At 53.6% G+C, this 22998-nt stretch carries 20 protein-coding genes and 6 tRNA genes; 6 read left to right on the top strand and 20 right to left on the bottom strand.

Translation table 11 applies throughout. From position 1 onward, the window contains the following. Positions 1-33: 33 nt before the first annotated feature. The 4 genes from NFC81_RS05635 to NFC81_RS05620 are packed head-to-tail and all read right to left on the bottom strand — an operon-like array spanning position 34 to position 7197. Entirely contained in the window at positions 34-1275 is a 1242-nt protein-coding gene (locus NFC81_RS05635; protein WP_304996552.1) for a mechanosensitive ion channel family protein, read from the bottom strand. A 43-nt stretch (positions 1276-1318) separates the two neighbouring features. Continuing rightward, complete coding sequence (locus NFC81_RS05630) at positions 1319-4972, bottom strand: SbcC/MukB-like Walker B domain-containing protein (RefSeq protein WP_304996551.1); 3654 nt, start codon at positions 4970-4972, stop codon at positions 1319-1321. A 3-nt stretch (positions 4973-4975) separates the two neighbouring features. Continuing rightward, the gene (locus tag NFC81_RS05625) at positions 4976-5728 is read right to left on the bottom strand and encodes a DUF4194 domain-containing protein (protein ID WP_304996550.1); all 753 of its coding nucleotides are present in this window, start codon (positions 5726-5728) and stop codon (positions 4976-4978) included. After that, positions 5728-7197: a Wadjet anti-phage system protein JetA family protein gene (locus NFC81_RS05620; protein WP_304996549.1), complete on the bottom strand. Its 1470-nt coding sequence runs from the start codon at positions 7195-7197 to the stop codon at positions 5728-5730. Before NFC81_RS05620 ends, NFC81_RS05625 begins: the two co-directional genes overlap by 1 nt. A gap of 162 nt (positions 7198-7359) precedes the next feature. On the opposite strand from NFC81_RS05620, the gene bcp reads away from it, so the two are divergent. Continuing rightward, positions 7360-7836, top strand: a complete 477-nt coding sequence (gene bcp, locus NFC81_RS05615) for a thioredoxin-dependent thiol peroxidase (RefSeq protein ID WP_304996548.1) — start codon at positions 7360-7362, stop codon at positions 7834-7836. Further along, positions 7833-8204 carry a dihydroneopterin triphosphate 2'-epimerase gene (gene folX / locus NFC81_RS05610; RefSeq protein WP_304996547.1) on the top strand — a complete coding sequence of 124 codons (372 nt, stop codon included), beginning with the start codon at positions 7833-7835 and terminating at the stop codon, positions 8202-8204. Before bcp ends, folX begins: the two co-directional genes overlap by 4 nt. Before the next feature lie 52 nt (positions 8205-8256). On the opposite strand, the gene NFC81_RS05605 is transcribed toward folX, so the two are convergent. After that, complete coding sequence (locus NFC81_RS05605; RefSeq protein ID WP_304996546.1) at positions 8257-9135, bottom strand: NAD(P)-dependent oxidoreductase; 879 nt, start codon at positions 9133-9135, stop codon at positions 8257-8259. Beyond that, positions 9132-10520 carry a DNA recombination protein RmuC gene (locus NFC81_RS05600; RefSeq protein WP_304996545.1) on the bottom strand — a complete coding sequence of 463 codons (1389 nt, stop codon included), beginning with the start codon at positions 10518-10520 and terminating at the stop codon, positions 9132-9134. Before NFC81_RS05600 ends, NFC81_RS05605 begins: the two co-directional genes overlap by 4 nt. A 104-nt stretch (positions 10521-10624) precedes the next feature. Between NFC81_RS05600 and NFC81_RS05595 the strand changes: the two genes are divergently transcribed. The 4 genes from NFC81_RS05595 (at position 10625) to NFC81_RS05580 (ending at position 14281) form a co-directional block, all read left to right on the top strand. After that, on the top strand, positions 10625-10951 hold the full coding sequence (locus NFC81_RS05595) for a hypothetical protein (protein ID WP_304996544.1): 327 nt from the start codon (positions 10625-10627) through the stop codon (positions 10949-10951). Positions 10952-10954: 3 nt separating this feature from the next. Beyond that, on the top strand, positions 10955-11932 hold the full coding sequence (locus tag NFC81_RS05590; RefSeq protein ID WP_304996543.1) for an asparaginase: 978 nt from the start codon (positions 10955-10957) through the stop codon (positions 11930-11932). 97 nt (positions 11933-12029) lie between these two features. Further along, complete coding sequence (locus tag NFC81_RS05585; protein WP_304996542.1) at positions 12030-13223, top strand: sugar efflux transporter; 1194 nt, start codon at positions 12030-12032, stop codon at positions 13221-13223. A 347-nt stretch (positions 13224-13570) separates the two neighbouring features. After that, the gene (locus tag NFC81_RS05580) at positions 13571-14281 is read left to right on the top strand and encodes an SDR family oxidoreductase (protein WP_304996541.1); all 711 of its coding nucleotides are present in this window, start codon (positions 13571-13573) and stop codon (positions 14279-14281) included. Here NFC81_RS05580 and ylqF read toward each other — a convergent pair. The 14 genes from ylqF to NFC81_RS05510 form a co-directional block, all read right to left on the bottom strand. Then, a complete protein-coding gene (gene ylqF, locus NFC81_RS05575) occupies positions 14278-15168 on the bottom strand; it encodes a ribosome biogenesis GTPase YlqF (RefSeq protein WP_304996540.1) in 891 nt (296 codons plus the stop codon). The genes NFC81_RS05580 and ylqF overlap by 4 nt on opposite strands. A gap of 28 nt (positions 15169-15196) precedes the next feature. Further along, entirely contained in the window at positions 15197-16075 is an 879-nt protein-coding gene (locus NFC81_RS05570; protein WP_304996539.1) for a pyridoxal-phosphate dependent enzyme, read from the bottom strand. Positions 16076-16077: 2 nt separating this feature from the next. Further along, a complete protein-coding gene (locus tag NFC81_RS05565; protein ID WP_304996538.1) occupies positions 16078-16806 on the bottom strand; it encodes a hypothetical protein in 729 nt (242 codons plus the stop codon). Between the two features lie 76 nt (positions 16807-16882). Then, positions 16883-18904, bottom strand: a complete 2022-nt coding sequence (locus NFC81_RS05560; RefSeq protein ID WP_304996537.1) for an NADPH-dependent 2,4-dienoyl-CoA reductase — start codon at positions 18902-18904, stop codon at positions 16883-16885. 182 nt (positions 18905-19086) lie between these two features. Then, a complete protein-coding gene (locus NFC81_RS05555; protein ID WP_304996536.1) occupies positions 19087-19641 on the bottom strand; it encodes a DUF1566 domain-containing protein in 555 nt (184 codons plus the stop codon). A 151-nt stretch (positions 19642-19792) separates the two neighbouring features. After that, positions 19793-19869 (bottom strand) — tRNA-Asp (locus NFC81_RS05550). A 5-nt stretch (positions 19870-19874) separates the two neighbouring features. Further along, positions 19875-19950 (bottom strand) — tRNA-Val (locus tag NFC81_RS05545). Positions 19951-20075: 125 nt separating this feature from the next. Then, positions 20076-20152: transfer RNA gene (locus tag NFC81_RS05540), tRNA-Asp, on the bottom strand. A 5-nt stretch (positions 20153-20157) separates the two neighbouring features. Continuing rightward, positions 20158-20233, bottom strand: a tRNA-Val gene (locus NFC81_RS05535). A gap of 81 nt (positions 20234-20314) precedes the next feature. Next, positions 20315-20391: transfer RNA gene (locus tag NFC81_RS05530), tRNA-Asp, on the bottom strand. A gap of 5 nt (positions 20392-20396) precedes the next feature. Further along, positions 20397-20472, bottom strand: a tRNA-Val gene (locus NFC81_RS05525). Between the two features lie 121 nt (positions 20473-20593). Continuing rightward, entirely contained in the window at positions 20594-21085 is a 492-nt protein-coding gene (locus NFC81_RS05520) for a hypothetical protein (RefSeq protein ID WP_304996535.1), read from the bottom strand. Then, on the bottom strand, positions 21085-21777 hold the full coding sequence (locus NFC81_RS05515; protein WP_304996534.1) for an OmpA family protein: 693 nt from the start codon (positions 21775-21777) through the stop codon (positions 21085-21087). Before NFC81_RS05515 ends, NFC81_RS05520 begins: the two co-directional genes overlap by 1 nt. After that, a complete protein-coding gene (locus tag NFC81_RS05510) occupies positions 21774-22976 on the bottom strand; it encodes a hypothetical protein (RefSeq protein ID WP_304996533.1) in 1203 nt (400 codons plus the stop codon). The genes NFC81_RS05515 and NFC81_RS05510 overlap by 4 nt, the downstream gene beginning before the upstream one ends. Positions 22977-22998: the final 22 nt, after the last annotated feature.

Raw genomic sequence — 22998 nt, 5'->3', positions numbered from 1 at the left:
TTCGCCTCTGAGGTTTTAGATACTCTCTTTTCACTACTGACTCATCAGGCGCTGAAAGTCGGAGCCCGTGGGCGTCTGGTGTAGGCGCAAGCCGAACTCTGGCAGTACGGCAAAGATGTGATCGAACAGGTCCGCTTGGATACCCTCGTACTCGACCCAACCAATTTGGTTAGAGAAGGCATAGATTTCCAACGGGATACCGTTTGAATCGGGCTCCAGTTGGCGCACCATCTGAATCATGTCGGCATGGATACGTTTGTTGGCCTTCAAGTACGCAGTCAGGTAGGCACGAAAAGTGCCTAGATTGGTTAGCCGACGACCATTAACCGGAGAAGACGAATCCACGCCACTGGCCGCGTTATCGGCTTCGATATCTTTTATCTTCCCTTCGATATAACCGGACAGCAACTTCGCCTTGCGTAACCGAGTCAGCTCTTCTTCCGTTAAAAAATGCACACTGGTGCCATCAATGCGTATGGCGCGTTTTATGCGTCGGCCACCGGAATCGGTCATACCACGCCAGTTTTTGAACGAGTCCGAAATCAACGCATAGGTCGGTACCGTGGTAATGGTGCGATCCCAATTTTGCACTTTAACCGTGGTTAAGGTGATATCGATCACATCCCCGTCAGCGCCATATTTGGGCATTTCCAACCAATCCCCAACGGCCAGCATCTTATTGGCGGACAGCTGAATGCCTGCGACCAGCCCCAATATCGGGTCTTTAAACACCAACAGCAGTACCGCTGTCATGGCGCCCAAGCCGCTGAACAAAATCACCGGCGATTTGCCGATCAGAAGTGCTATCACCAAGATGCTAATGAGAATAGCGGCTGCCAGCTTGAGCCCTTGGAAAATACCCCGCAGAGGCAGATTACGACCAACTTTACTGCGCATAGAGAGATTCAATAACGTATCCAGCAAGGCAAAAAACGTCAGCAATGCCATGCCTAGAATCCACAACTGAGCCACCAATTGAATGCCACTGCGGATAACGGACTCCGTGGGCAGCCACAACCCGGCTTGGACATGAATGATGATGCCCTGAATCGTAAACGCAAAGCGGTTGAAAAGCTTACGCTCAAAGAGAGCGGCATTCCAAACTCGCTTTTTATCGCGCGTTAAGTTGTCGACCAAACGCAATACACCACGATGCAACATTAAGTGAATGATGATAGAAATCAGCACAATCAGACCCAGCATGCCCAAAATACTGAGCAGGTCAGCGTTCGGAATGTCGTAGCTGTCTAACCAGTGGTTCAAACTCTGTTGCATTTTAGCTCCCTAACACTCTGTTTATTGACCTCAGATGACTGGTTTACTCGGCGAAGGCTTCCATAAAATCCAGCTCCGCCTGATGCCGAATGATTCGACGGTGGTTCGCCCACAGGTTTTGAATCTGCTCAGTATTACAACGCTGACGATCCACCAGTACCCGGCTGTTCAGTTCGCCAATGCGCATCCCGTTCGCGGTCGGCACCTTAGAGAACACAAACTGATTGCTGATTAAGTCCATAAACGGGCCAGACTTGCTGGTTGGCATAATAAACAACAACTGCAAGCCCAGTGACTCGGTCAGGTACTCGATAACTTCTTTCGAACGCGCTTCGTCCATTTTGGAAAAGGCTTCATCCACCAGCACCATGCGCAGGTGCGCATCGCCTTCGTTGAAACGGAACGCACTGGTGATGGCCGCCGAGCGAATGATGTAGGCAGGCGTTTCCAACTGACCACCGGAACCCGTGCCGTATTGACTCAAGGCAATGGGCTCTTTGTTCGCTGGCTGCTTGTAGATCTCGTAATTGCGGTAGTTGCGATAGTCGGAGATCCGCTCCAGCTCGCGCAACGCACGTTGCTCATCTTCATCCAGCAGCATACCCATGATCTGGTCACGCACGCGCTGCGACTTGGCCGACAACTCTAAGGTGAACAGGGTTTGCTTCTCGCCCAAACCGGGCGAACGCGTTACCTCTTCAAAGAATTGCCAGTACTCTTGGTACTCAGGCACCCAAGACCAGTCAAACCAATAGCGTTCTTTGTCGGCACCAAACCGGTGATGCTCCAGCTCTTGGTTAAGCTCTTCCAGAATTCGCTTGCCGTCATTAATGGCGTGGTAAATGGCGTGGCACAGGTTGGTGACAAAAGTATCGTTGAAACTGTCACGCAAGCGTGTGAGCTGATCCTGTTTTTCCACCAACACGTTGTTTTTCAGACGTTTGTGAATGCGCCCTATTTCAAGGTTCAAACCGGCAACTTGACTGAAAAAATCGACGCTGTGCGCTTGGCCAAAATCAGCCGCAAACACCATGGCATCACTGGGTTGGCAGTGTTGATTGTGTTCTAACACATTGCGTTCAAGATCATGCGCCAGCGCGTTCAGCTCGTTCAGCATGTTGGTGTGGCGTGATTCCAAGCTATCTGGGTCGGCACTTTCCGCCTCCTGATCAGCCAGCGTGAGGCGCTCATCCACCGCAAAGTCCGGCCAAATGTGCGTCAAGTCTTCTAAGTGGTTTTCATGATCCTCCACCGCTTGCTGAGTCTTTTCTTGTTGCTCGCTGAGGCGCTTACATAATCGGTCACACTGCTCGCGCTGCTCTTGCAATTTACCGAGATCGGCATCCAACGTACGAATTTGATCATCTAGTTGACTGGCTTTATCGCGCAAACGCTCAAACTCGTCGTCCAGCGATTTAAATTGGGTAATGTCCAAGTCCGCGAGCTGACGTTCAGCGGATTGCAGGTCGCGTTGCGCTTGCAGCAAGGCCTGATACGGCTCACTGACTGACACCTGAGTCAACTGATCAACCGCACTGAACAACTGCGCCAAACGCTGACATTCTGCCTCCAACTGCGCCATGTCGACGCGCAATTGCTGCAACTCTTCGCCTCGCGCTCGGGCGGCGCGTTCGCGTGCACCCTGCCCGAACACCAAGTCACTTTCGTCCAATTCACAGCGGTACATAGCGTAGCCACCGCTGCCCATACCCTCAACGCAGATACCGCGCCGGGTATGGCGCAAAGCATCGATGCTGTCGACCCGTTGTACATTGCCGTAACTGGCCAGTAGGTAGTCCTTGGCGGTGGCGTGGCTAAACGCCAAAACATCAACCAGGGAGTCCTTTACTGGACTGAGCCGGGCAACATCTTCTTTTGCTCGCGTCCCTTGAATGACACGTGCGCGGCCATCACGCCCCGGCAATTGCCGGACGATACGTGCAGCTTCCGCTTCGTACTCCGGAGCCACCACAATACCAAAACGGGCCAAACCCAAATAGGCTTCCACCACGTTCTGCCACTGCGAATCGGTGACACTTACATGATCACACAACACCGATGCATCGGCTTCCGGCAATTGCCGCCGAATGGCTTCCAGAGCCGACCGGACGAAACCAGGGTAATGAATACGCGACTGCTCCAGAGCTTGGGTATCCGCCGATTTTTGCTGCCACTGGCGCTCCAGCTGCTGCAAACGCTGCTGACGACGGTCAAGTACCTTGGCCAGCCAATCGCGCAAACTGGTGTTTTCCACATAGCGATCTTTTTCGAGCCAGCGTTTCATCCACTGGTTAATTTGGCTTTCCAATTCCAGCGTGCTCTGTACACTGTTCTCCATAGCATCCAAATCAACCCAATCGCGGTTTAACAAGCGCGCCAACTCATCACCCAATTGGGTCAGCACTTGCTGCAATTTGGGGCTGTCGTCGGCCAATCGTAGGGCTTCTTTGCTTAACCCTTCGGCTTGCAGGCGTTCGCGCTCGGAGCTCCAAAGCTGAGCAATGTCGGCGATTGCGCGAGTCAGCACAACACGGGCTTTATCTGCCGTCACCAACGACTGCGAGGTGAACTGCAGCACCTTGCTGGCTTTCTCTTGTGTGCTTTCCAGCACCGCTTTGTCTTTCAGTTCGCTGATGCCCATGCGCCGGGCTTCCAACGCCACCTGCTCCTGGCGAACTTGCTGGCGCTGGGTTTCGGCCAATTGGCGTTCGCGCGTGCGTTGATCGAACTGGTCCACCAAGTCCGTCTGCGCATTCTTAGCGGTCAAATAGGCGTCTTGATCGCGCTTGTAGCGCGCCTGCGCTAGGGTATAAGCCAGCACATGTCGTTCGATCCACTGATCGACGTATTGGTCAGCTTGCTTCTTACTCTGACTTAAGCGCGCAATGTTCTTACTGAGCCGGTTGGCCTCGCCCTCCATCGCATTGATGGTTTTCATCAAATCCGACACCGTGCGAATGGCTTCGCCCAAGTCCTTAGGCTCCAGAATTTCGTTAGCCACGAAACCGTTGATGCTGCGTACCGGCTTGTAGGCCATAAAGCGCGAGAAGGCGCGCGCCGCGTTCAGCGCTTCCCGCTCGGACAGCGCATCCTCGCGGCCACGCAAGGCGGCATACAGTCGGCGGAGGTACTGCTTTTTGGTGTCGTATTTCTCGACCACTTGCGCGCCTAAACGCTTTTGTAATTGCTTATGCAGCTTGCCCATGGGCACCACTTCACGCCCAACCAAATCACTCTCGGTAATAAAGTCACCCAAACTGAGTTCGTGACCTTGCACCAAGTAAAACTGCTGGTCGTTCAAGCGCGCGGTTTGCTGCTGACCGTTCTTTTCAATACGTGCCGACATGCCGATAACGGCCGTAAAGGGCTCACCGCTTTCGCCTTGCGTCGGGTGAAACACCGCCGCCAGATATCCTACCGTCGGTTCAGGGCGGGCGTAGCTGCCGTCGTCGCAACCCAGCACATAAGAAGCCAGGGTACGCACCTGCTTGCCACGTCCACGCTGCGTCGCTTCTTCTTGCCCAGGGTTAAACTGGAACAGGTTGTCGTGCGCGGCGGTCATGATGGTTTGAATGGCATCGGCGGCCGTGGTCTTGCCCGAGCCATTGCCACCGCTAAACAGGTTGATAGGGCCGAAATCAAATTCCTGCGCAGGAATGTTGCCCCAGTTTACGAATACGAATTTCTTCAAGAACATGGCTTAGCGATCCTCTTCCATGATTTCCTGGTCTAGGATTTCTGTGTCCGTGCTTTCGGTGTCAAGAGCTTCGACATCAGCCGTTTCAATAGCGGTTGCTTCGGGCTCCGTAGCCGTCGTGTCTGCTGTGAGCGCGTCCGGTTGATCCAACTGTTGCAGTACGCTGTCACTGACCAAACTCACGATGGTAGGACGAATCTGAATCACTGCATCAGCGGTTTCCATCACCGCGTCTTCGGCCATACGGATCAAACGCCATTGACGCAAACGGCGCCACAATTGACGACGCTCGGTGATATTTTCTGGCAACTGGCGACCCAACAGGTTGCGTAGCGTTATACCGACATTTTCTACCGTCGTGGCGACCACGCCCTGTTCATCCAGCCGCGCTTCACGCAGGCCTTGGTCGTACAGCGTGCGCAGCACCAGAACCAATGCCACTTCTTGTTGCGTTAAACGATTGCGCAGTTGCGCGCCCGCAGACTGTTCAACGCTCGGCTGACCGGGAATATCGGCACCGGGCGGATACAAGCGTACATACTCAAACTGACGATCGTGCAAAAAGCGAATGTGCATGACGGAAAAGTAGTCGCTGACGAGGGACTCACAACGCGCAAAGCGGTCGTAGAGTTGTTGTTCAACCTGACTTTCATCGCGACTCAGAATGCCGTACTCCAGCAAACGTACGGTGAGCTCAGAGAATTCGTCCATGGTGATGCCAACGGCATCTAACTGTTGCTGCAAGGCCTCCAGCATTAGGGGGTCTCCGTAGATGGGGTGCTATTAGTAATGTCACGGCGCGACAGGATGAATTCGTCGCGCTGATGGAAGAAAGTGTCCTGCAAATGGCGACCAGTCGGTTCCACAACCCAGTCTTCCAACTGGCCTGCGCTGATCAAATGGGCAACGGCCATAAAGTCTTCGGCTGTTTCAATCGGCAAATCACCAGTGCTGAGACGCTCTTGACTGGCTAAGCGGTCCGCAATAAAGCCTTGTAGCTTTTGTTGACTGATGTAGAACGCTTGATCCAGCGCCTGCTGTACATACACTGCCTGGCGTGCACTGAGGTCGCCATCCGGCTCGGTCATCAACTGATGGTTAACCACCGCACTGCGTTGGCGATCCTGCAAGCGAATTTGGTCGGGGTCCATGAGGCCCACCTGACAACGCGCCATCATGCTAGCCACCGCGTCCAAACGTCGATTTTGCTCGACGACGGGCAGCGCCGCCAAGCGACGCGATACCGCGGCCACATCGGCGTGCTTTTGCATCGCCATGTAATTCATTTGGCGAATAATGATATCAGCGCGCTTAGTGAAGTGCTGCAACGAGCGCCGTAAGGCTGGCAACATCACGTCTGCGGCGTTTTTCAGACGCTGCTCTATGCCATCCAGCAAGGCCCACAACACTGAACGGCCGGGCTGTACCCAATCGGGCAGCAGCTCACGCAAGCGTTGTTCGGCGTCTGTTTTGAAGTCCTTGGGTTTGCGGCGGATCCGGCGCACCACATCACTGATTTGCTCACGGTATTTTTCGACGCTGTCCGCCGACAGACGAATGGCGATGTCGGGCTGGAAGCGCTGCTCCATGAACTCAAAAAACTCGGTGGTGGCGCGCTGCACATCAAATTCGTTTTGCATCTCGCGCACCAGCGCACGACGACGCTCATTGAGCTCTTCAATGACATCGGTGAAGTCACTGATGATACGCTCTGAATAGTCGTAGGCGTCGAGTAAGTCGTAGACTTCGCCGTGCGCTAAGAAGCTTTGCAAGGCGTTTCGCGTGTTGCGCGTGTTGCGATGGCGCGAACGGTGTTGGTTACGGCGTTTATCGTCAATAAAGGCTTCGGTAAACCGGCGCCCCGCACGGGTAAAACCCACGGTAGACTGCAAGGTGGCGTCGTCGACCATACGGGCTAGCCAACCCGCGTCCATCAATTGATTCACCAACCAATTGGCTTGCTCTCGCGTGTCACGAAAGCGCGAATCGGCGTCATCAGCCAGCTCCATGACCTCTTCACCGCCCTGCTGATCCGCCATTAGGGGCGCACGCACCAGAGCTTCTTGAAAGGTCTCCACCACCTGTGCCCGCTCCACGGCTTGTCCATAGTCCGCTTCTGCGCCATAACAACGCTGATACAGCGCCATCAGGCACTCGGCCGCCTGCGCGCGATACTTGCTCACCAAGGGGCGAAAGAATTGGCTCTGATTATCGACAAAAAACATGGTAAGAGGCTGTGTCTCGTCACTGAGAAATGAACGCGCAAGTCTACCACAGCGGGCGTGGCATAAAACCAATTTAGCGCACCGTGCGTATTAACGATCAATGACAAACTCGACCTGTCCGGTTAGAGTAAACCATCCCACGATTCAGAGAAGGAACACCTCATGGCAGAAGCAAGATTATTGACCGAAGGCACTCCAGCACCGGCGTTCACCACATTGAACCAGAACGGAGAAACGGTGTCGTTGAGTGATTTCTCGGGCAAGAAAGTGGTACTGTATTTCTACCCCAAAGCCATGACGCCCGGCTGCACCACGCAGGCTTGCGGCATTCGTGATACTCGCGCCGAATTTGAACAGCGCAATACGGTGGTATTGGGTGTGAGTCCGGACGCGCCAAAACGCTTGCTGAAATTCATCGAAAAAGAAAACCTGAATTTTGACCTGCTGAGCGACGAAGATTTGGCACTCTGCAACGCCTATGGCGTTTGGGGTCTGAAGAAGTTTATGGGTAAAGAATACGACGGCGTACACCGCGTGACCTATGTGATTGATGAGCAGGGTATCATCCGCCATGTGATGGGCAAAGTCACCACCAAGTCACACCACGATGACGTACTCAAGGTGGTGGATAGCCTGTGATTCAACAAGCCGATAATCAAGCCAAGATTCAGATCAAAAACCTCCGCCTGCGTACTTACGTGGGCATTAAAGAAGAAGAAATTAAGAACAAGCAGGATGTGGTGTTGAACTTGGTTATCTTGTTCGACGGCACAGGGGCCTGGAACGCTGAAGAAATCGAAAAAACCCTGAACTACCGCACCATCTGCAAAGAAGTGATTAATTTCGTCGAAGGCACTCGCTTTGCGTTGCTGGAAAAGATGACCCGCGATGTATTGGACCTTGTGATGTCGCATCCCGAAGTGCAGTACGCATCGGTTGAGATCGACAAGGTCGCTGCACTGCGCTTTGCCGATTCGGTGTCGATGACACTGCAAGCTACACGCTGAGCCAATTAACCGGCCGGGCAGCCAGACTTTTCGCCCGGCCGACTTAAATCAGTTATTGAAGTTTTAATGCTCGAATCAACACAGACGTATCCATGCGCCCAAAGCCTTGCTCTTGCAGTCGCCTATAACGCTGGTCTGTTTCCGCCGCCAATGGCAGATTCACGCCGAGGCGCTGAGCTTCGTCCAACACAATACCTAAGTCCTTGCGCATCCAGTCGATGGCAAAACCAAAATCAAACTTGCCCTGCGCCATGGTGCTGGCGCGATTATTCAACTGCCATGAGCCTGCGGCCCCCTGCTGCAAGGCTGTGATCACCTCGTCCATATTCAAACCCGCCGCTTGCGCCAAAGTGACGCCTTCGCTGAGCCCTTGCAATATGCCCGCGATCAGCACTTGATTGACCATCTTGCAACGCTGCCCTTGGCCGTGCGTTCCCATCAACTGAATATGCGCAGCGTAAGCACTCAAAATGGGGTTAACCTGCGCGAATACGTCAGCTTCTCCTCCACACATAATGGTCAACCGGCCGTTCTCTGCACCGGCTTGACCACCGGACACAGGGGCATCAATAAAGTGAATTTGTCGTTCAGCACAAGCACTTGCAAGCTCTTCGGCCAACGTAGCACTGGTGGTGGTATGGTCCACCAGCACGGCACCGGGTGACATCTGGCTTAAAACGCCGTCTTCACCGTACACCACACTGCGTACATCATCGTCGTTACCGACACACAGACACACCACAGCTGCACCCTGCGCAGCCAATGCCGGCGTCGGCGCAAACCGCCCACTGTACTCGGCGGCCCATTGTTCGGCTTTGGCGGTAGTGCGGTTGTAGACACAGGTCTTATGTCCTGCGCGCTGTAAGTGCCCAGCCATGGGGTAACCCATTACGCCCAAGCCAATGAAGGCTACGTTCGTCACGTCACTCATTCGTTGTCTTCCTCCAATGGCAGTTCGCTGTCCGACTCATCGACCAGTGCCAAGTGTTTCTTATTCCGCGCGCCCAGTTTTCGCAGGTTCTCCACACGTCCGACCAGGTTACCCCGCCCGCTGGACAGTCGATTCATGGACTGGTCCATGCTTTCTTGTGTTTTGCGCAGATGTTTTTGCACGTCCTGCAGTGATTCAGTAAACCGCACAAAATGGTCGTACAGCTTGCCCGCTTCTTCAGCAATGGTCTGCGCGTTGCGGTTTTGCTGTTCGTTGCGCCAAATGTTGTGGATGGTTTTGAGGACGGCGAGCAGTGTGCTGGGGCTGACCAGAATAATGTTGCGGTCAAACGCATCGCGGAACAACTGCGGGTCGTTCTCCATGGCCAGTAAAAATGCCGCTTCGATCGGCACAAACATCAGCACAAAGTCCAGTGTTTTCAACTCGGCGATGTCTTCATAATTCTTGGCTGTCAGATTCTCCATCTGGTTGCGTACGGCCTTTAAGTGCCCCTTGAGATGCAGCGCCCGCTCGTCGTCTTCGGTATTGCAGTAGCGCTCAAAACTGACCAGCGATACTTTGGCGTCGACGATCACGTCTTTCTGATCTGGCAGGTGAATCACCGCATCCGGCTGCTGGCGGCTGCCATCTTTACCGGTGAAGCTGAGCTGGGTGTCGTATTCGTGGCCCTTACGCAACCCGCTCTCTTCCAGAATGCGTTCCAGTAGCATTTCGCCCCAGTTGCCTTGCAACTTTTTTTCACCTTTGAGGGCGTTGGTCAAAGCGCGCGCTTCTTGGTTCATTTCTTCGTTGAGTTGGCGCAAGCTGGCTAGCTGCAAGCGCAGTTCTCGGCGATCATCGGTGTCTTTTTCATACACCTGCTCAACGCGCTGCCGGAAATCCTTTAACTGCTCACGCATGGGCTGCATGAGGTTATTGAGATTATCTTGGCTGGACTTGGCGAACGTCTGCTGCTTTTGCTCAAAAATACGATTCGCCAGATTCTCAAACTGGCTGTTCAGGCGCTGCTCGGAGTTTTCCAGTAAGGCAATCTTTTCTTCCATTTGCCGCCGTTCGCTGTCGAGCTCATTGCGCGCCAAGGCCAGTTCTCGCTCCAGCTGGCTGCGCGTATTAAACCAACTGCGCTCGGACTGCCGCAGCTCGTCCTCTAACCGCTCATTCGTCGAACGTTGCGTTTCAATCTGTTCGCGTTGCTGCTGAATTTGCGGACGCAATACCGCTAACTCAGCCCAAGCGCGCTCACGTTCGACCGCCAAACGCTGACCGCGCCACAGTGACCAGCCTGCAAGCGAAAGGCTAGACACCGCTATAAGCGAGCCAAGCCAGAACGCCGGTGAGGCGGCAAAAAGGGTGTCCAAAAGCATAACGAGTCCCTAGAATTTTTAGCCGATTACATCGTGCGATCGATCTGAATTCTGCTATCTTACACTTACAACGTTCATGGTAACATCTTCGCCTCAGGGGAATTATGACCAGTACCACCATTCTTGAAGCCACAGAAAAATTGGACCAGTTTATCCATGTGCTGGACGACCTGTATTGGGAATCCAGCCAGATGGAACACAAGGACATTCTGCATAACCTAGCGCGTAATCTAACCGACGAGTTAATCGAGCTGCATAAGGTTAGCATTCAAGACGGTCACTTTAAGTACGAGCCAATCAGTGAACAATTGCGCACCATCAGCCCACAATTGGCGTGGCTTGGTGACAACTTGAGCATGGTGGCACGACGCACTCGTACGTTCAGCGATGCCCAGCCAATGGTGCGCGAAATTCAGATGCTGATTAATTAACCGATGAAACTCTTACTGATCTATACCGGTGGCACCATCGGCATGGTGCCTTCTGACCGTGGCTGGCGACCACAGCCAGGCTACTTGGAATCACGCATTCGCACCCACTTGCGCCAAGAAGGCCTAACTCTGTCATTTGATTGGCTAGAGTACATGCCACTGATCGATTCATCGCAAATCGAAACGGGACATTGGAACAAGCTGGCAACGGATATCATTGGGCACTACGCCGATTATGATGGTTTTGTGGTACTGCACGGCACTGACACCATGGCCTACACCACGGCTGCATTGAGCTTTATGCTGCGCGGTACTCGTAAGCCGGTTATTGTGACGGGCAGCCAAGTGCCGGTATGGGAAGCGCATACGGATGGTTTAGACAATGTGGTATTGGCACTCCACAATGCGCAGCGCAGAGACCTGCACGAGGTCTATCTGGCCTTTAACAACGCGTTGTTCCACGGCGCCCATGTAACCAAAGTGGATACCGATGGGTTTAAGACCTTCGATGCACCGCATGGCATTCACCTTGCCGAGGTGACATCTGGTGATCAAGCACAGCCGCGCTTCATTCCATCCAGTGATGAACCCATTGAAATATACCATTGCTTGCCAGGCATACCCCTGACCGGATTACGTGCACTACTTAAGACCAAACCTCGCGCATTGATCATGTTGACCTATGGCAGCGGTAACGCACCCGACACGCCGGAGTTACGTGACTTACTGACAACGGCCCACAAACAAGGCACCCTACTGATCAATCGTAGCCAGTGCTATCGCGCCAATGTGGACATGGACCGTTACGAGGCCGCCGCCGCACTCCGAGAGACAGGCATGATCGGCAGTGGCACCATGACACTTGAAGCATTGGTTGCTAAATTACGCGTCTTGTTTACGGTTTTTGACTCCGATATAGACATCGCGCAACATCTGCTGACGCCATGGACGCAAGAACTGCCATCCCCAAAGGCGCATTAGACTCTGATTATCGACGATTAACTCGGTTGCAGGCTATGCAACGATGATCAAGGGTCACATTTTGTACTTCTCCCTTTTAAGGTAACTACCCGGCGCTATGACCTCCACCACTGCCAAACATTGGACCGCTTTCTGGCTCTCTCCAATCATCGTTCGCTTACTCTTCCTGGCCTTGATGTTGGGCTTGGCGGGTGCCGCTGTGTTCCCGGTACTGAGTACACATTTAGCGACTGGGCTGGGTATATCGCCACTGTGGATTGGTCTGTTCTTTTTGTTAAATACCGCGGCTGGTATTGGCGTCAGTCATTACTTAGCGAAAGCCTCGGACAAGGGGCTGAGTCGCATCGGGATTCTATGGGTTGCTGTCACCATCAGTGCTTTGGGGTCTATTGCCATGGGTTACACCACCCACTATGGACTTCTACTGGTGGTTGGCATGCTGTGGTTTGGCTTGTCGTCAACGGCGCAACCACAGCTGTTCGCATTGGCGCGCGAACAGGTAGACGACCAGCACGCGGCGCTATTTCAATCGGTCATGCGAGCCAGTATATCGCTCAGCTGGATTGCCGGACCACCCCTTGCCTACTTGCTCTTTGAAGCCATAGGTTTCACCCGTCTGATGTGGATTACCGGCGGCATGTTTTTTATCTCACTGACGCTACTGCCGGGACTAAAAGACTCAGCACTGGTCGCTGCGCAACAAACGCCACTGCCGGCCAATCGTCGCATTAAATGGCTCTTTATAATGCTGGCGGCCGTCTTTGCCGCAAACAGCATGTACATCGTTTATATGCCGCTGTATTTGCGCGAAACGCTGGGCATTATGGGTATAGCCCCAGGTCTGCTGATGGGCCTAGCCGCTGGCTTGGAGATTCCCTTGATGATTGGCGCCGGAGCCATGGCACACCGCTGGCCATTGTTCCGACCTCTTTGGATCGCGGTCGTGGGTGGCGCGGTCTTCTATCTGGGCATCTACCTGTTCTCGAGCTTTGCGTGGTTGCTCGTCTTGCAAATTTTCAATGCTGTTTTGATTGGCTTGGCGGCTGGCATCGGTATCAGCGTATTTCAGGCGCTGATGCGCGATCGGCTAGGCATGGCATCGACACTCTATTCCAACGCGATCAAGACCGGCGGATTGGTAGGCGCAGGTTTTGGTGGACTGCTGGCCGAGGTGGCAGGCTATCAGAATGTCTTTCTGGGCAGTTTAGCCCTTATTGGAGTGGCGATTCTGGCCCTGTGGCAATGCGCGCACCCACGACATAATGTCTTAAAAAGCCGCACTGAAATTTGAAAACGACACTGACATTAAGGCACTTCTAATGGGCACCGTGCACCAAAATGAACGATCCGCCGTATATTTAACAACGTATGCGTAGTATAGGTATCGAATCTAATGTGGCAGCTAGGTTTGCTAATGTCCTGATTGACGCGGGTTTAGCAGGGTTTTTTCATTTTTTTAACGCATTGGCAAGGCGCTTGGCACAGGCTGTGCAATAACTGAATTGCACTCACTGAGTTTAGGAAGAGCTCAGTTTTGATGACGGATTATCGTTTGCTGGGCAATCTTTTCCCCGCGACTACTTGGTGGTCGCGGGGTTCTTTTATGCCCGGAAAAGGGCGCATTCGGAGAAGTGTTTTATGGTGGTAGTCATTACCGGTGTTGGCCGACGTCTCGGCTTAGCATTAGCTCAGCATTTTCTAGCTCAAGGCGACCAAGTGGTGGGAACCTTTCGTAGTCACTATCCTGAGTTGGAAGAGCTGCGTGCACAAGGTGCTGACATCACAGAGCTTGAGCTGACCGACCTAACTGCAGTGCAGCACTGGGCCACACAAAAAGCCGAAAAGTACCCATCCATCGACGTACTCATTCACAATGCATCGGCTTTTAAGCCAACCGCAGACAACCACGTTCAAGGCCTGTCCGACTTAGCACTGTTCACCTGCGTGCACATGCAGGTGCCCTATGTCTTAAATGAAGTATTCAGTGCCAATTTACGCGCCAGCACCCAGCGCCATGGCAACATCATTCACATAACCGATATCTACGTGAAGAAGCCTAACCCGACGTTTAGCCTTTACTGTGCCAGCAAGGCTGGCCTACAAAGTCTCAACGACAGCTACGCACAAACACTGGCGCCGGACGTGCGGGTTAACGCCATTCAACCCGGACCGTTGGCATTCCTGCCCGAGCACTCGGAAGCCGCCAAAGAAAAGGTGTTGGCCGCTACACCCTTGGCAACGCTCGGTGGTTTTGAACCGGTTGTACAAGCGGTGGACTTTATTTTGTCCAACGACTATCTGACCGGGGCCAGCCTGGCCATAGACGGTGGGCGCTCGCTCAGAATCTAAGCGCTCTCGTCCGACTCGGGCTCGGTCGGCTCTTCTGGCGGCAGCAGCCGATAGGGTAGCTGCCGGTTCGGCTCTTCCAAACTGATACGGCCCAGTTTTCCGGCGCGTAGCTCGTTCAACACGATCTCACTGGCCTTATGCAAGTCGATATCGCCATCGCGAATACAGCCACGGCGCTGCGCGATCTCGGCCAATACCAAGCTCGCATCATCACTGGCCTCGTCAACCTGGTAGCGCTTGGCAAGAGCCCCCGAATAGCGCTGCAACAAATAATCGACAGCGAACAGCGCCACCTCTTCGAACTCCATAGCGGTGGCGCGAATAGCACCACTGGTGGCCAGCCGATAACCGGCCAGAACATCACCGGGCGATGGCTGCATGATGCCGGGCGTGTCCAGCAACTGAAAATACTTGCCAGCGGCGACCTTTTGCTGGTTTTTGGTTACTGCAGGTTCATTGCCGGTGTTAGCAACCTTGCGCCCGGCAAGTGCATTGATCAGCGTGGACTTACCCACGTTAGGAATACCGGCAATGAGAGCACGCACCGGTTTGCCGGGTATACCGCGCCGCGGCACCATGTCCTTACACAGTTGAGGAATGTCTTGCAGACGCCGCCGCTCACCCGTATGCGTCGCATAGGCAGTGATACCACTCTGCTGGTTGTACCACGCCAGCCATTTTTTTGTGACGGACGCATCGGCTAGGTCGGTCTTGTTTAAAATCATCAGACAGGGCTTATCGCCACGAATTTCTTCCAGCAAGGAATTACGGCTGGCCAAAGGCAGACGAGCGTCCAGCACTTCAATCATCACATCCACTTGATGGATAATTTCGCGGATCTTCCGCTGGGCCTTGTGCATGTGGCCCGGATACCAGTGAATCTGCAAAGTTTGGTCTACCTTTCAATGTTTGGCGTCATTGTACGCGCTTGGCGGCCGTTTCCCAATCCCGGCGCCCTTGCAGGCCGCCCGTATGAAGCAACACCCATGTAGAGCCTTGGGGTATTTCGCCCGCCACGAGGCGACGCCAAAACTGCCATGCGACTTTCAAGGTATAAACAGGGTCTAACAATAAACCGAACTGCTGGCAAAAAAATGCATCGAAAGCAGCTTCTTCAGCCGAAGTTCGCCCAAAACCTTTACCAGCACCCGGCCAGACTTGCACCGATGGCAGCTGGTAGGTTCGACTAAGCTCCGCCAAGTGCCCTTGCCACGCTTTGAACACGGGCACGGCCACGATGTCAAACCGAGTCGCCAAAGCCCGCGACAGGCCCGCTAAGGTCCCGCCTGAACCGACCGGCACCATGATCGATGCCTGGGCAGGCAGATGCGCGGCCATCGCCAGCCCCCAGGCCTTCACACCAGACACCCCGAGCTCACTCGTACCACCTTCCGGCACAATAAGCGCTTCTGGCCATTGGGCGTGAGCATTAGCAAACCAAGCGGGAGAATGACGTTGCCTGTATTGATGTCGTGAGACGAAGTGCAACCGCATACCCCAGCGTAAACAATCGGACAGGGTTGCAGTCATACCTTGCGTAGCGTGCCCGCGCACCCAGCCAGTGCTGCGCCAATGGCGTTGATGACACGCGAAAGCCAAAGCATGCAGATGATTCGAGTGGCGACCACCGAATGACATAAGATGGCGAATTTGTTTAGCTTCCGCCGCTCGCAGCCATGGCTGAAGTTTGTGCCACTTATTTCCTGAAATGATGGCGTGGTTCAGGTCCTCCCGCCAGATAAACAGAGCAACCTCATGTTGAACCAACAATGGATGGGGCAAGGCTTGCAACACGTTTAGCCTGCTTCAGCGCGCTTTTTAGCCTTTAGGCGTTTACTGTATTCAGCTTTGAGTTGCCTGACGTGCTGTTCAAGCCGTTGGTTCAGGGCCTTAGCCGACTGCAGGTTCTGTTGCACCGCTTCCAATTCCTGCTCCAGCCCTCTGACTTTGCGCTGCCATTGCTCGTCTCGATGCTGATAATGACGAACGCGTTCCCGGGCGGCCTTTAATTCCCTCTCCATCACAGCCAGGCGTGCGCCGCTGCTTGGATCATCAACGGCCACACTGGTCAGCACTGGAACATCGTCATCTACCAGCGCACGGGCAGGCATCAAGCCCAACCGATTGCGCCGCAGAACTCGCTCTATCTCTCGATAAGGGTCATGCACAGCGCGCCCGAAAGGTTCCCATAAGTGCTCAAGGAATCGAGTTGGCCCTTGCGTTCGACAGATAAGGGCCGGCGATGTTCGGCCTAAGCGAGGCCCTGGCTTTCCGCGCGCGGCCATTTCGCGCAACGGCACATTCCACTTCGGATCAACACGACCGACACGGTCAAAAGCGAGTACGAAGAACACCAATGCAGTAACATTCAACTGTTCGTCCAGTTGCAAATAGACGGCCATTACGACGGTGTTGGAGAAATGCGGCAGTGGTACCACACCGTCGAGCACTGCGGCAAACTCACTGTAAAGCATTTCCTTGCTCACTTGCCCGTCGGTGAAGAAGAAGACTGCCTCTGAATGCACACGTTACTCCGTGCTGTTGCGAAAAGTTAGTTCACATTATGCACGTGTGCACTCAGGGTACAATCTGCAAGCGCATTTAAGCAGACAGCGCCATTACCACATCAACGCCCTGACGAATGGCGCGCTTAGCGTCCAGCTCTGCAGCCTTGTCCGCACCGCCGATCACGTGCACCCCAAGTCCAGCCTCAATAAGGCTTTCTTGCAAACCTAATTCAGAGACCTGACCACTGCACAAGACCACCTGTTCAACGGCAAGGCATTGCTCGACACCATCCAAGCGATACCACAGACCCTCATCATCAATGCGCAAATATTCCACGCCAACCAAATGCTCCACACCACCCATACGCAATGCCGTGCGATGAATCCATCCGGTTGTTTTACCTAATGACTTGCCGGGCTTTGTGGTAGAACGCTGGCAGAGCACAATACGGCGATGTGCATGCTGCGGTTGCGGCTTCACCAAGCCTCCTTGTGCGTCATCTTCGCAGTCAATGCCCCAGTGCTGTAAGAAGTCTTTCGTTGCGGTAACCGGCGCATCACAATGCAACAAAAACTCACAGACATCAAAGCCGATGCCACCCGCACCAATAACGGCCACACTGCTGGCGGGAGCCACCTCACCACTTAACAGTTGGTCATAACGAACGACGTTCGCACGCTCGACTCCTGGCAATTCAGGCACACGCGGACGCACACCGGTCGCCAAGATCACCGTAGACACACCCGCCTCCTTCAGATCCTGCGCAGTCACCTCTACACCTAGGTGAACCGTCACGCCCAATGCAGCTAAACGAGCCTTGAAGTAACGCAATGTCTGCGCATAGTCTTCTTTACCTGGGATGGCCGCTGCCAATAAGAACTGCCCCCCCAAAGTTTCATTGCGCTCATACAAACTGACCTTATGCCCCCGCTCAGCCGCTTCAACGGCTGCTGACATACCCGCCACACCGCCGCCAATGACCGCGATAGACTTCGGTACAGCAGCAGGTACAACCTGCAATTTATGTTCGTTTAAGGCATAAGGGTTGACCAAACAAGTTACTGATTTACCCACAAAGACGTGATCTAGGCACGCTTGGTTACAGCCGATACAGGTGTTGATTTCTTCAGCATGCCCCTGCTCTGCCTTTACACCCCAATTAGCATCCGCCAGCCACGGCCGCGCCATGGTTGCCATATCGGCAAGGCCTTCGGCCAGCAGAGCTTCGGCCTGGTCTGGCATATTGATGCGATTGGTTACTGCGACCGGGATACCAACAATGGATTTCAAACGAGATGTCGCATCTTTGAATGCCGCGTGGGGCACCATAGAGGCAATGGTAGGCACCCGCGATTCATGCCAACCAATACCCGAATTCAATAGATGCACTCCTTCAGCTTCCAATTTCTTAGCTAGAGAAGCCACTTCACTCCAAGGCGTTCCTTTTGGTACGAGATCCAACAAGGAAATTCGGAAGATGATGAGGAAGTTATCGCTCACAACGGCCTTAACAGCTTTCACTATTTCTACTGCCAAGCGCTGTCGGTTGTCTGCGCTGCCGCCCCACTCATCCGTTCGATCATTGAGGGCGGGCGAGGTAAACTGATTAATGAAGTACCCTTCGGACCCCATGATCTCCACGCCATCGTAACCCGCCATTTCGGCTAGGCGAGATGCCTCCGCAAAGCTGGCAATTTCGGCCTGAATCTCTTCAGCGCTGAGGGCATGAGGCTGAAACGGCGATATGGGCGCCTGCGCGTTCGTTGAACTGATGACCTTGGGGTGAAAGCCGTAACGACCAGTATGCAACAACTGCAAGCAGATACGGCCACCGGCTTGATGGACCGCATCAGGGATACACCGATGCAATTCTACGTCGGCTTCCGTCAGCATCGCAGCACCACCCGGCATTGCTCGACCCGCATCAGAGGGCGACACCCCGCCTGTGATAATCAATGCGGCACCGCCAGCAGCACGAGATCGGAAGAACTCGGCGAGTCGACCAAAATGCTTGGGGGACTCCTCCAATCCCGTGTGCATAGAGCCCATTATCAGTCGATTGGGCACCGTGAACGGGCCGAGGTCAAGTGGCGAAAACAATGTAGGGAAATGCATAGCCGGTACCATCCTGCGAAGAATTCAAACGTGCGTTTAAATTAGCATCTATCGACCAGTAATGGACCGCTCAGCTGCAAACTTGGAAGCATTATTGAATACCAAGCAATAAACGCTGAGCTAAGACTGAATAACACCGCGATTCATCCACTACTCTGGCACTTTACACACAGCAGGGCTGACTAATCCGCAGTGCGAACCAGCCTAACCGTTTCGTTAAAACTCTTGTAATCGACATCCGCATAGCCGTAATGGAACGCGACACTCCATGCCAGGTCACCGCTTGAGGAAGTCGATGTCCAGTACCAACCTTCTACTGTGCCGGGAAACAGGCTTGCCACGATGGTTGGCGTGTCATGGCGACCACTACAACCAGCTCGATTAGTGCCTTTGAACGTGGCCGGCTGTCCGGATGAGCAGTAAACAAGCGACAGCAGCTCATCGAGCGTTGGTAGTCGCCAATCAGCATACCCTTCGTATCCGCCATCTCGATTTAGCTGCACAGCCGCCATACGTGCGTCTTGCCAGCGAAAGGTCACTGGAGTACCGGTACAAGTGCTACCACTCCACTGCTGGCCGAAATTGCAACGCATCCATTGCAGGCCGCTTTCACGGTCAATAACAGTGGCGCCCTGCGCCGTATAACGACTGGTGTCTGCACTCGCAGATAAGCCAATGAGCAGAAACCCAGCGAGTGAAACAAGACGGAGGCTCTGTACACATAAAGAACGAACCATGGCGATGATGACCCTTACCTAGCTGAAAGTATTATTCTATATAACAATAAATATTGCCGACAGGCCAAGGTAACATAAAGCAGGAAGGATATTAAGAGACAGTACTCACAGCTTAGAAAACCGCGAGCTGTTGTGTATTACTGAAAGGAAATGGCGGACCGGACGGGACTCGAACCCGCGACCTCCGGCGTGACAGGCCGGCATTCTAACCAACTGAACTACCGGTCCGCGAATGGTGGGTGTGAACGGGATCGAACCGCTGACCCTCGCCTTGTAAGGGCGATGCTCTCCCAGCTGAGCTACACACCCAAACTGTATCGCGAGACATCTGAAAAGATGTTTTTACAGTAACACTTGCGTTTACCACAAGTCGCCTTTGTCACCAGGCTGGAAGCTCGACGCTTCCTTTTTCGTTTCATTTTTAACGAAACGAATGGCGGACCGGACGGGACTCGAACCCGCGACCTCCGGCGTGACAGGCCGGCATTCTAACCAACTGAACTACCGGTCCGCAAATGGTGGGTGTGAACGGGATCGAACCGCTGACCCTCGCCTTGTAAGGGCGATGCTCTCCCAGCTGAGCTACACACCCACACCATGTTACGCGTACTCTTTCTTCACCTAGCCAAAACCATTCTTATTTACTTTCAGACTGCTTAGGTCTTTAAGTAAATGGCGGACCGGACGGGACTCGAACCCGCGACCTCCGGCGTGACAGGCCGGCATTCTAACCAACTGAACTACCGGTCCGCAAATGGTGGGTGTGAACGGGATCGAACCGCTGACCCTCGCCTTGTAAGGGCGATGCTCTCCCAGCTGAGCTACACACCCAATCGGACTTTAAAGCTCCGAAAAAGTGAGGCGCATTGTAATCCATTCTGCGGGCATGTCAAACGTTTCTACGGATTTTTTTCTGGAATTCCAATAGCTTACGGAACTAACAGGAATACGGTCAAAGAGGATGTCGCACATGCTGACGTTCATACAATGGGTAGTCTGCGTAGGTTTCATAGAACAGCGCTAAACGAAACTGCGCGATGATTTTCTCATTGTGATGGTGCTTACGCTCTTTTTCCAGGTCGATACCTTCAAAGCGCAACAGGTGCAGACACTCCCTGCACGCGATTATGTCTTCCGCTATTGGGGCGTCGTCCCCCACAGCAAGCCCCTCAACAAAGTTGCTCAGGTGTTTACAGCGCGTCACATGCAGCACTTTACCGACCACCACGCCAACACGAGAGTTCTTGTAGGCTAGCGTATGGTCGCCAAGAAAGAAGAGCTGTTCACGGCGAACCGTTACCCCGTGCGTGCGCAAGTCACTGCGCTCCTCGCCGGTTAAGTGACGCCGCGGGTCGAAGACCTCAAAATAACCCAGCTTGTCCGCCCCCATACGATCACGCAACTCGTTAAAGGCGTCGAAATCCAGAAAATCAGGCAACTGCATCAGCGTGCCCTCTGCAAGATTTCTTCTATGCGCTGATCGGCATCCGTGACAACACGAAACTCCACACGGCGCGAGCGCACCTCGTCTTCTTGTCCATCTGGGTCAAGAATCAGTTTAGACGATGACAAGCCATTGGCCGTCAGGTTCTCTTTGAGCCAGTCTTTCATTCCGTCCAGCTGTGGCAGCGCCAACAGATATGCGGCCGTGGTTCTTGTGCGCGCTTGTGACAGCTCCATGTTGCGAATATAGGCCTCGTCGGCACCCAAGCCTCCCCACGTTGAATCCGTATGACCCTCTATCCGCACCTCACGAATGTCATCACGGTACTTTTCGCGATAAATGATGTTCACATAGCGCGGAAAGAAGTCTTCCAAAATAGCGGCAAACTGCGGCTGAATCGCATTGTCACCACGATCAAACAATAGGTCGTTGCGCGTAAAACGAAAGGTCAGATCGTCATCCAGCTCTGCACCCCAACGCGGCAAGTCAGCTTCAAACTCCGTCAGCAGATCCTGATACAAGTCCAAGCGCAAACGCTCATAAAGCAGCGCCACATCAGTGATGGTGCGCCGTTCCCGCTCGGCATTAACCATAAAAATAACGGCCACCAAAAGAAACACCATCATCAACCCAGCCATTAGATCCGATACGGAGAGCCAGTGTTCTTCGTTTTCGGCTTCAAACGGTGTCATTTTTTCGCACCCGTACTGCTTTCAACCGCCACTAAGAGCGTGCGCAGACGCTCGGTGAGCGGTGTATAATCATTCACAAACTTTTCAGACAAGGCCGTCAGCTGATAACCAAACGTTTGAAGCGACTGAGTCAACTGCGCCTGCAGCATGTCTTCCAATTGTTGCAGTTGAGTTTCAGATTGCGTCAACGCGCGACCAGCTTGGTCGACTAATTTCTGCTGTACATGCGTAACGCCATCAGACAGCTCCGTAGCCAACTTACCGGATGTTTCTAGCCACAGCTTTCCGGTCTGCTCTATCACACGGCTCATTTCCTGGTTTTGCTGTGTGAGCGCACTGGACAGCCCAGTGGTTAACGCCCCAATACGCTCTTCTAGGTCAGGTAAGCCGCGTTGCGCCTCCTGCACCATGCCGGACATCGAAGAGAGATACTGAGCTAACTGCTCACTTTGCTGATTCAGGCCCGTAAGGAGCGCCTCCATACCCTCTGCTACATTGCTAAAGGACTGGGTCTGCATCATCAGTCGCTCGTAGGACGCTGTAGCCTGAGACATTTGGCCAGTGGCCCTCTCAAGCTCAGCAACAATGGCCCTGGTGGTGTCATGATTCTTAGTCTGCCATTCCAACATTCGCCCTACAGACTCATTCAGGTTTTTGAAATTGTCTCCGTATTGCACCTCAATTCTGGCATTGAAATCACTGATGATTTCTTTGATAGCTGCAGACAACGCCTTAGTATTAGCCTCGACCATATCTGTTTGGTGGCGCGCCAGCTGCTCGCTGTTTGCTTTCGTCTCGGCAATCAAGCTTTTGAAATGGGTATCTGCATCTTTCGTTTGCTGCTCAACTGCAGCGATCATCGCCGTCACTGGGCTGTCAGCCTTAGCATCGACTGGCCGCATCATGTCCGCCATGGCATAGCGTATTTTGACCGTCAATGCCCCCAACAAACCAGCGATGGAGCTCCAAAATGCTGTTTTCAGACCTTCCAACAGCGACGGCACACTATCCTCAACCGCCATCGCATCAAACTGATACAACCCCAAAGCGACACCAATGAAGGTCCCAAAGATGCCCAGCGTGGTCAGAATAGAAGGAGCCTGGGAAGCAATTTGTGGCGACCGCGGCAGCAAGTGCACCACCACTGTCAGCAACACAATGGTGCCAATCAGGATGATGGTCATCCAAGGCATTAACATGCAAATCTCCTATCAAGCTCGG

Source organism: Salinispirillum sp. LH 10-3-1 (genome assembly GCF_030643825.1).
GTDB lineage: Bacteria > Pseudomonadota > Gammaproteobacteria > Pseudomonadales > Natronospirillaceae > Salinispirillum.
The sequence above is the reverse complement of the archived record's forward strand: the minus strand, read 5'-3'. Positions and strand labels throughout refer to the sequence as shown.

Bases quoted from the DNA above. Each gene is read 5' to 3' on its own strand.
- NFC81_RS05635 (WP_304996552.1), bottom strand. From the start codon at position 1,275: ATGCAACAGAGTTTGAACCACTGGTTAGACAGCTACGACATTCCGAAC.
- NFC81_RS05630 (WP_304996551.1), bottom strand. From the start codon at position 4,972: ATGTTCTTGAAGAAATTCGTATTCGTAAACTGGGGCAACATTCCTGCG.
- NFC81_RS05625 (WP_304996550.1), bottom strand. From the start codon at position 5,728: ATGCTGGAGGCCTTGCAGCAACAGTTAGATGCCGTTGGCATCACCATG.
- NFC81_RS05620 (WP_304996549.1), bottom strand. From the start codon at position 7,197: ATGTTTTTTGTCGATAATCAGAGCCAATTCTTTCGCCCCTTGGTGAGC.
- bcp (WP_304996548.1), top strand. From the start codon at position 7,360: ATGGCAGAAGCAAGATTATTGACCGAAGGCACTCCAGCACCGGCGTTC.
- NFC81_RS05605 (WP_304996546.1), bottom strand. From the start codon at position 9,135: ATGAGTGACGTGACGAACGTAGCCTTCATTGGCTTGGGCGTAATGGGT.
- NFC81_RS05600 (WP_304996545.1), bottom strand. From the start codon at position 10,520: ATGCTTTTGGACACCCTTTTTGCCGCCTCACCGGCGTTCTGGCTTGGC.
- NFC81_RS05595 (WP_304996544.1), top strand. From the start codon at position 10,625: ATGACCAGTACCACCATTCTTGAAGCCACAGAAAAATTGGACCAGTTT.
- NFC81_RS05590 (WP_304996543.1), top strand. From the start codon at position 10,955: ATGAAACTCTTACTGATCTATACCGGTGGCACCATCGGCATGGTGCCT.
- NFC81_RS05585 (WP_304996542.1), top strand. From the start codon at position 12,030: ATGACCTCCACCACTGCCAAACATTGGACCGCTTTCTGGCTCTCTCCA.
- NFC81_RS05580 (WP_304996541.1), top strand. From the start codon at position 13,571: ATGGTGGTAGTCATTACCGGTGTTGGCCGACGTCTCGGCTTAGCATTA.
- NFC81_RS05560 (WP_304996537.1), bottom strand. From the start codon at position 18,904: ATGCATTTCCCTACATTGTTTTCGCCACTTGACCTCGGCCCGTTCACG.
- NFC81_RS05555 (WP_304996536.1), bottom strand. From the start codon at position 19,641: ATGGTTCGTTCTTTATGTGTACAGAGCCTCCGTCTTGTTTCACTCGCT.
- NFC81_RS05520 (WP_304996535.1), bottom strand. From the start codon at position 21,085: ATGCAGTTGCCTGATTTTCTGGATTTCGACGCCTTTAACGAGTTGCGT.
- NFC81_RS05515 (WP_304996534.1), bottom strand. From the start codon at position 21,777: ATGACACCGTTTGAAGCCGAAAACGAAGAACACTGGCTCTCCGTATCG.
- NFC81_RS05510 (WP_304996533.1), bottom strand. From the start codon at position 22,976: ATGTTAATGCCTTGGATGACCATCATCCTGATTGGCACCATTGTGTTG.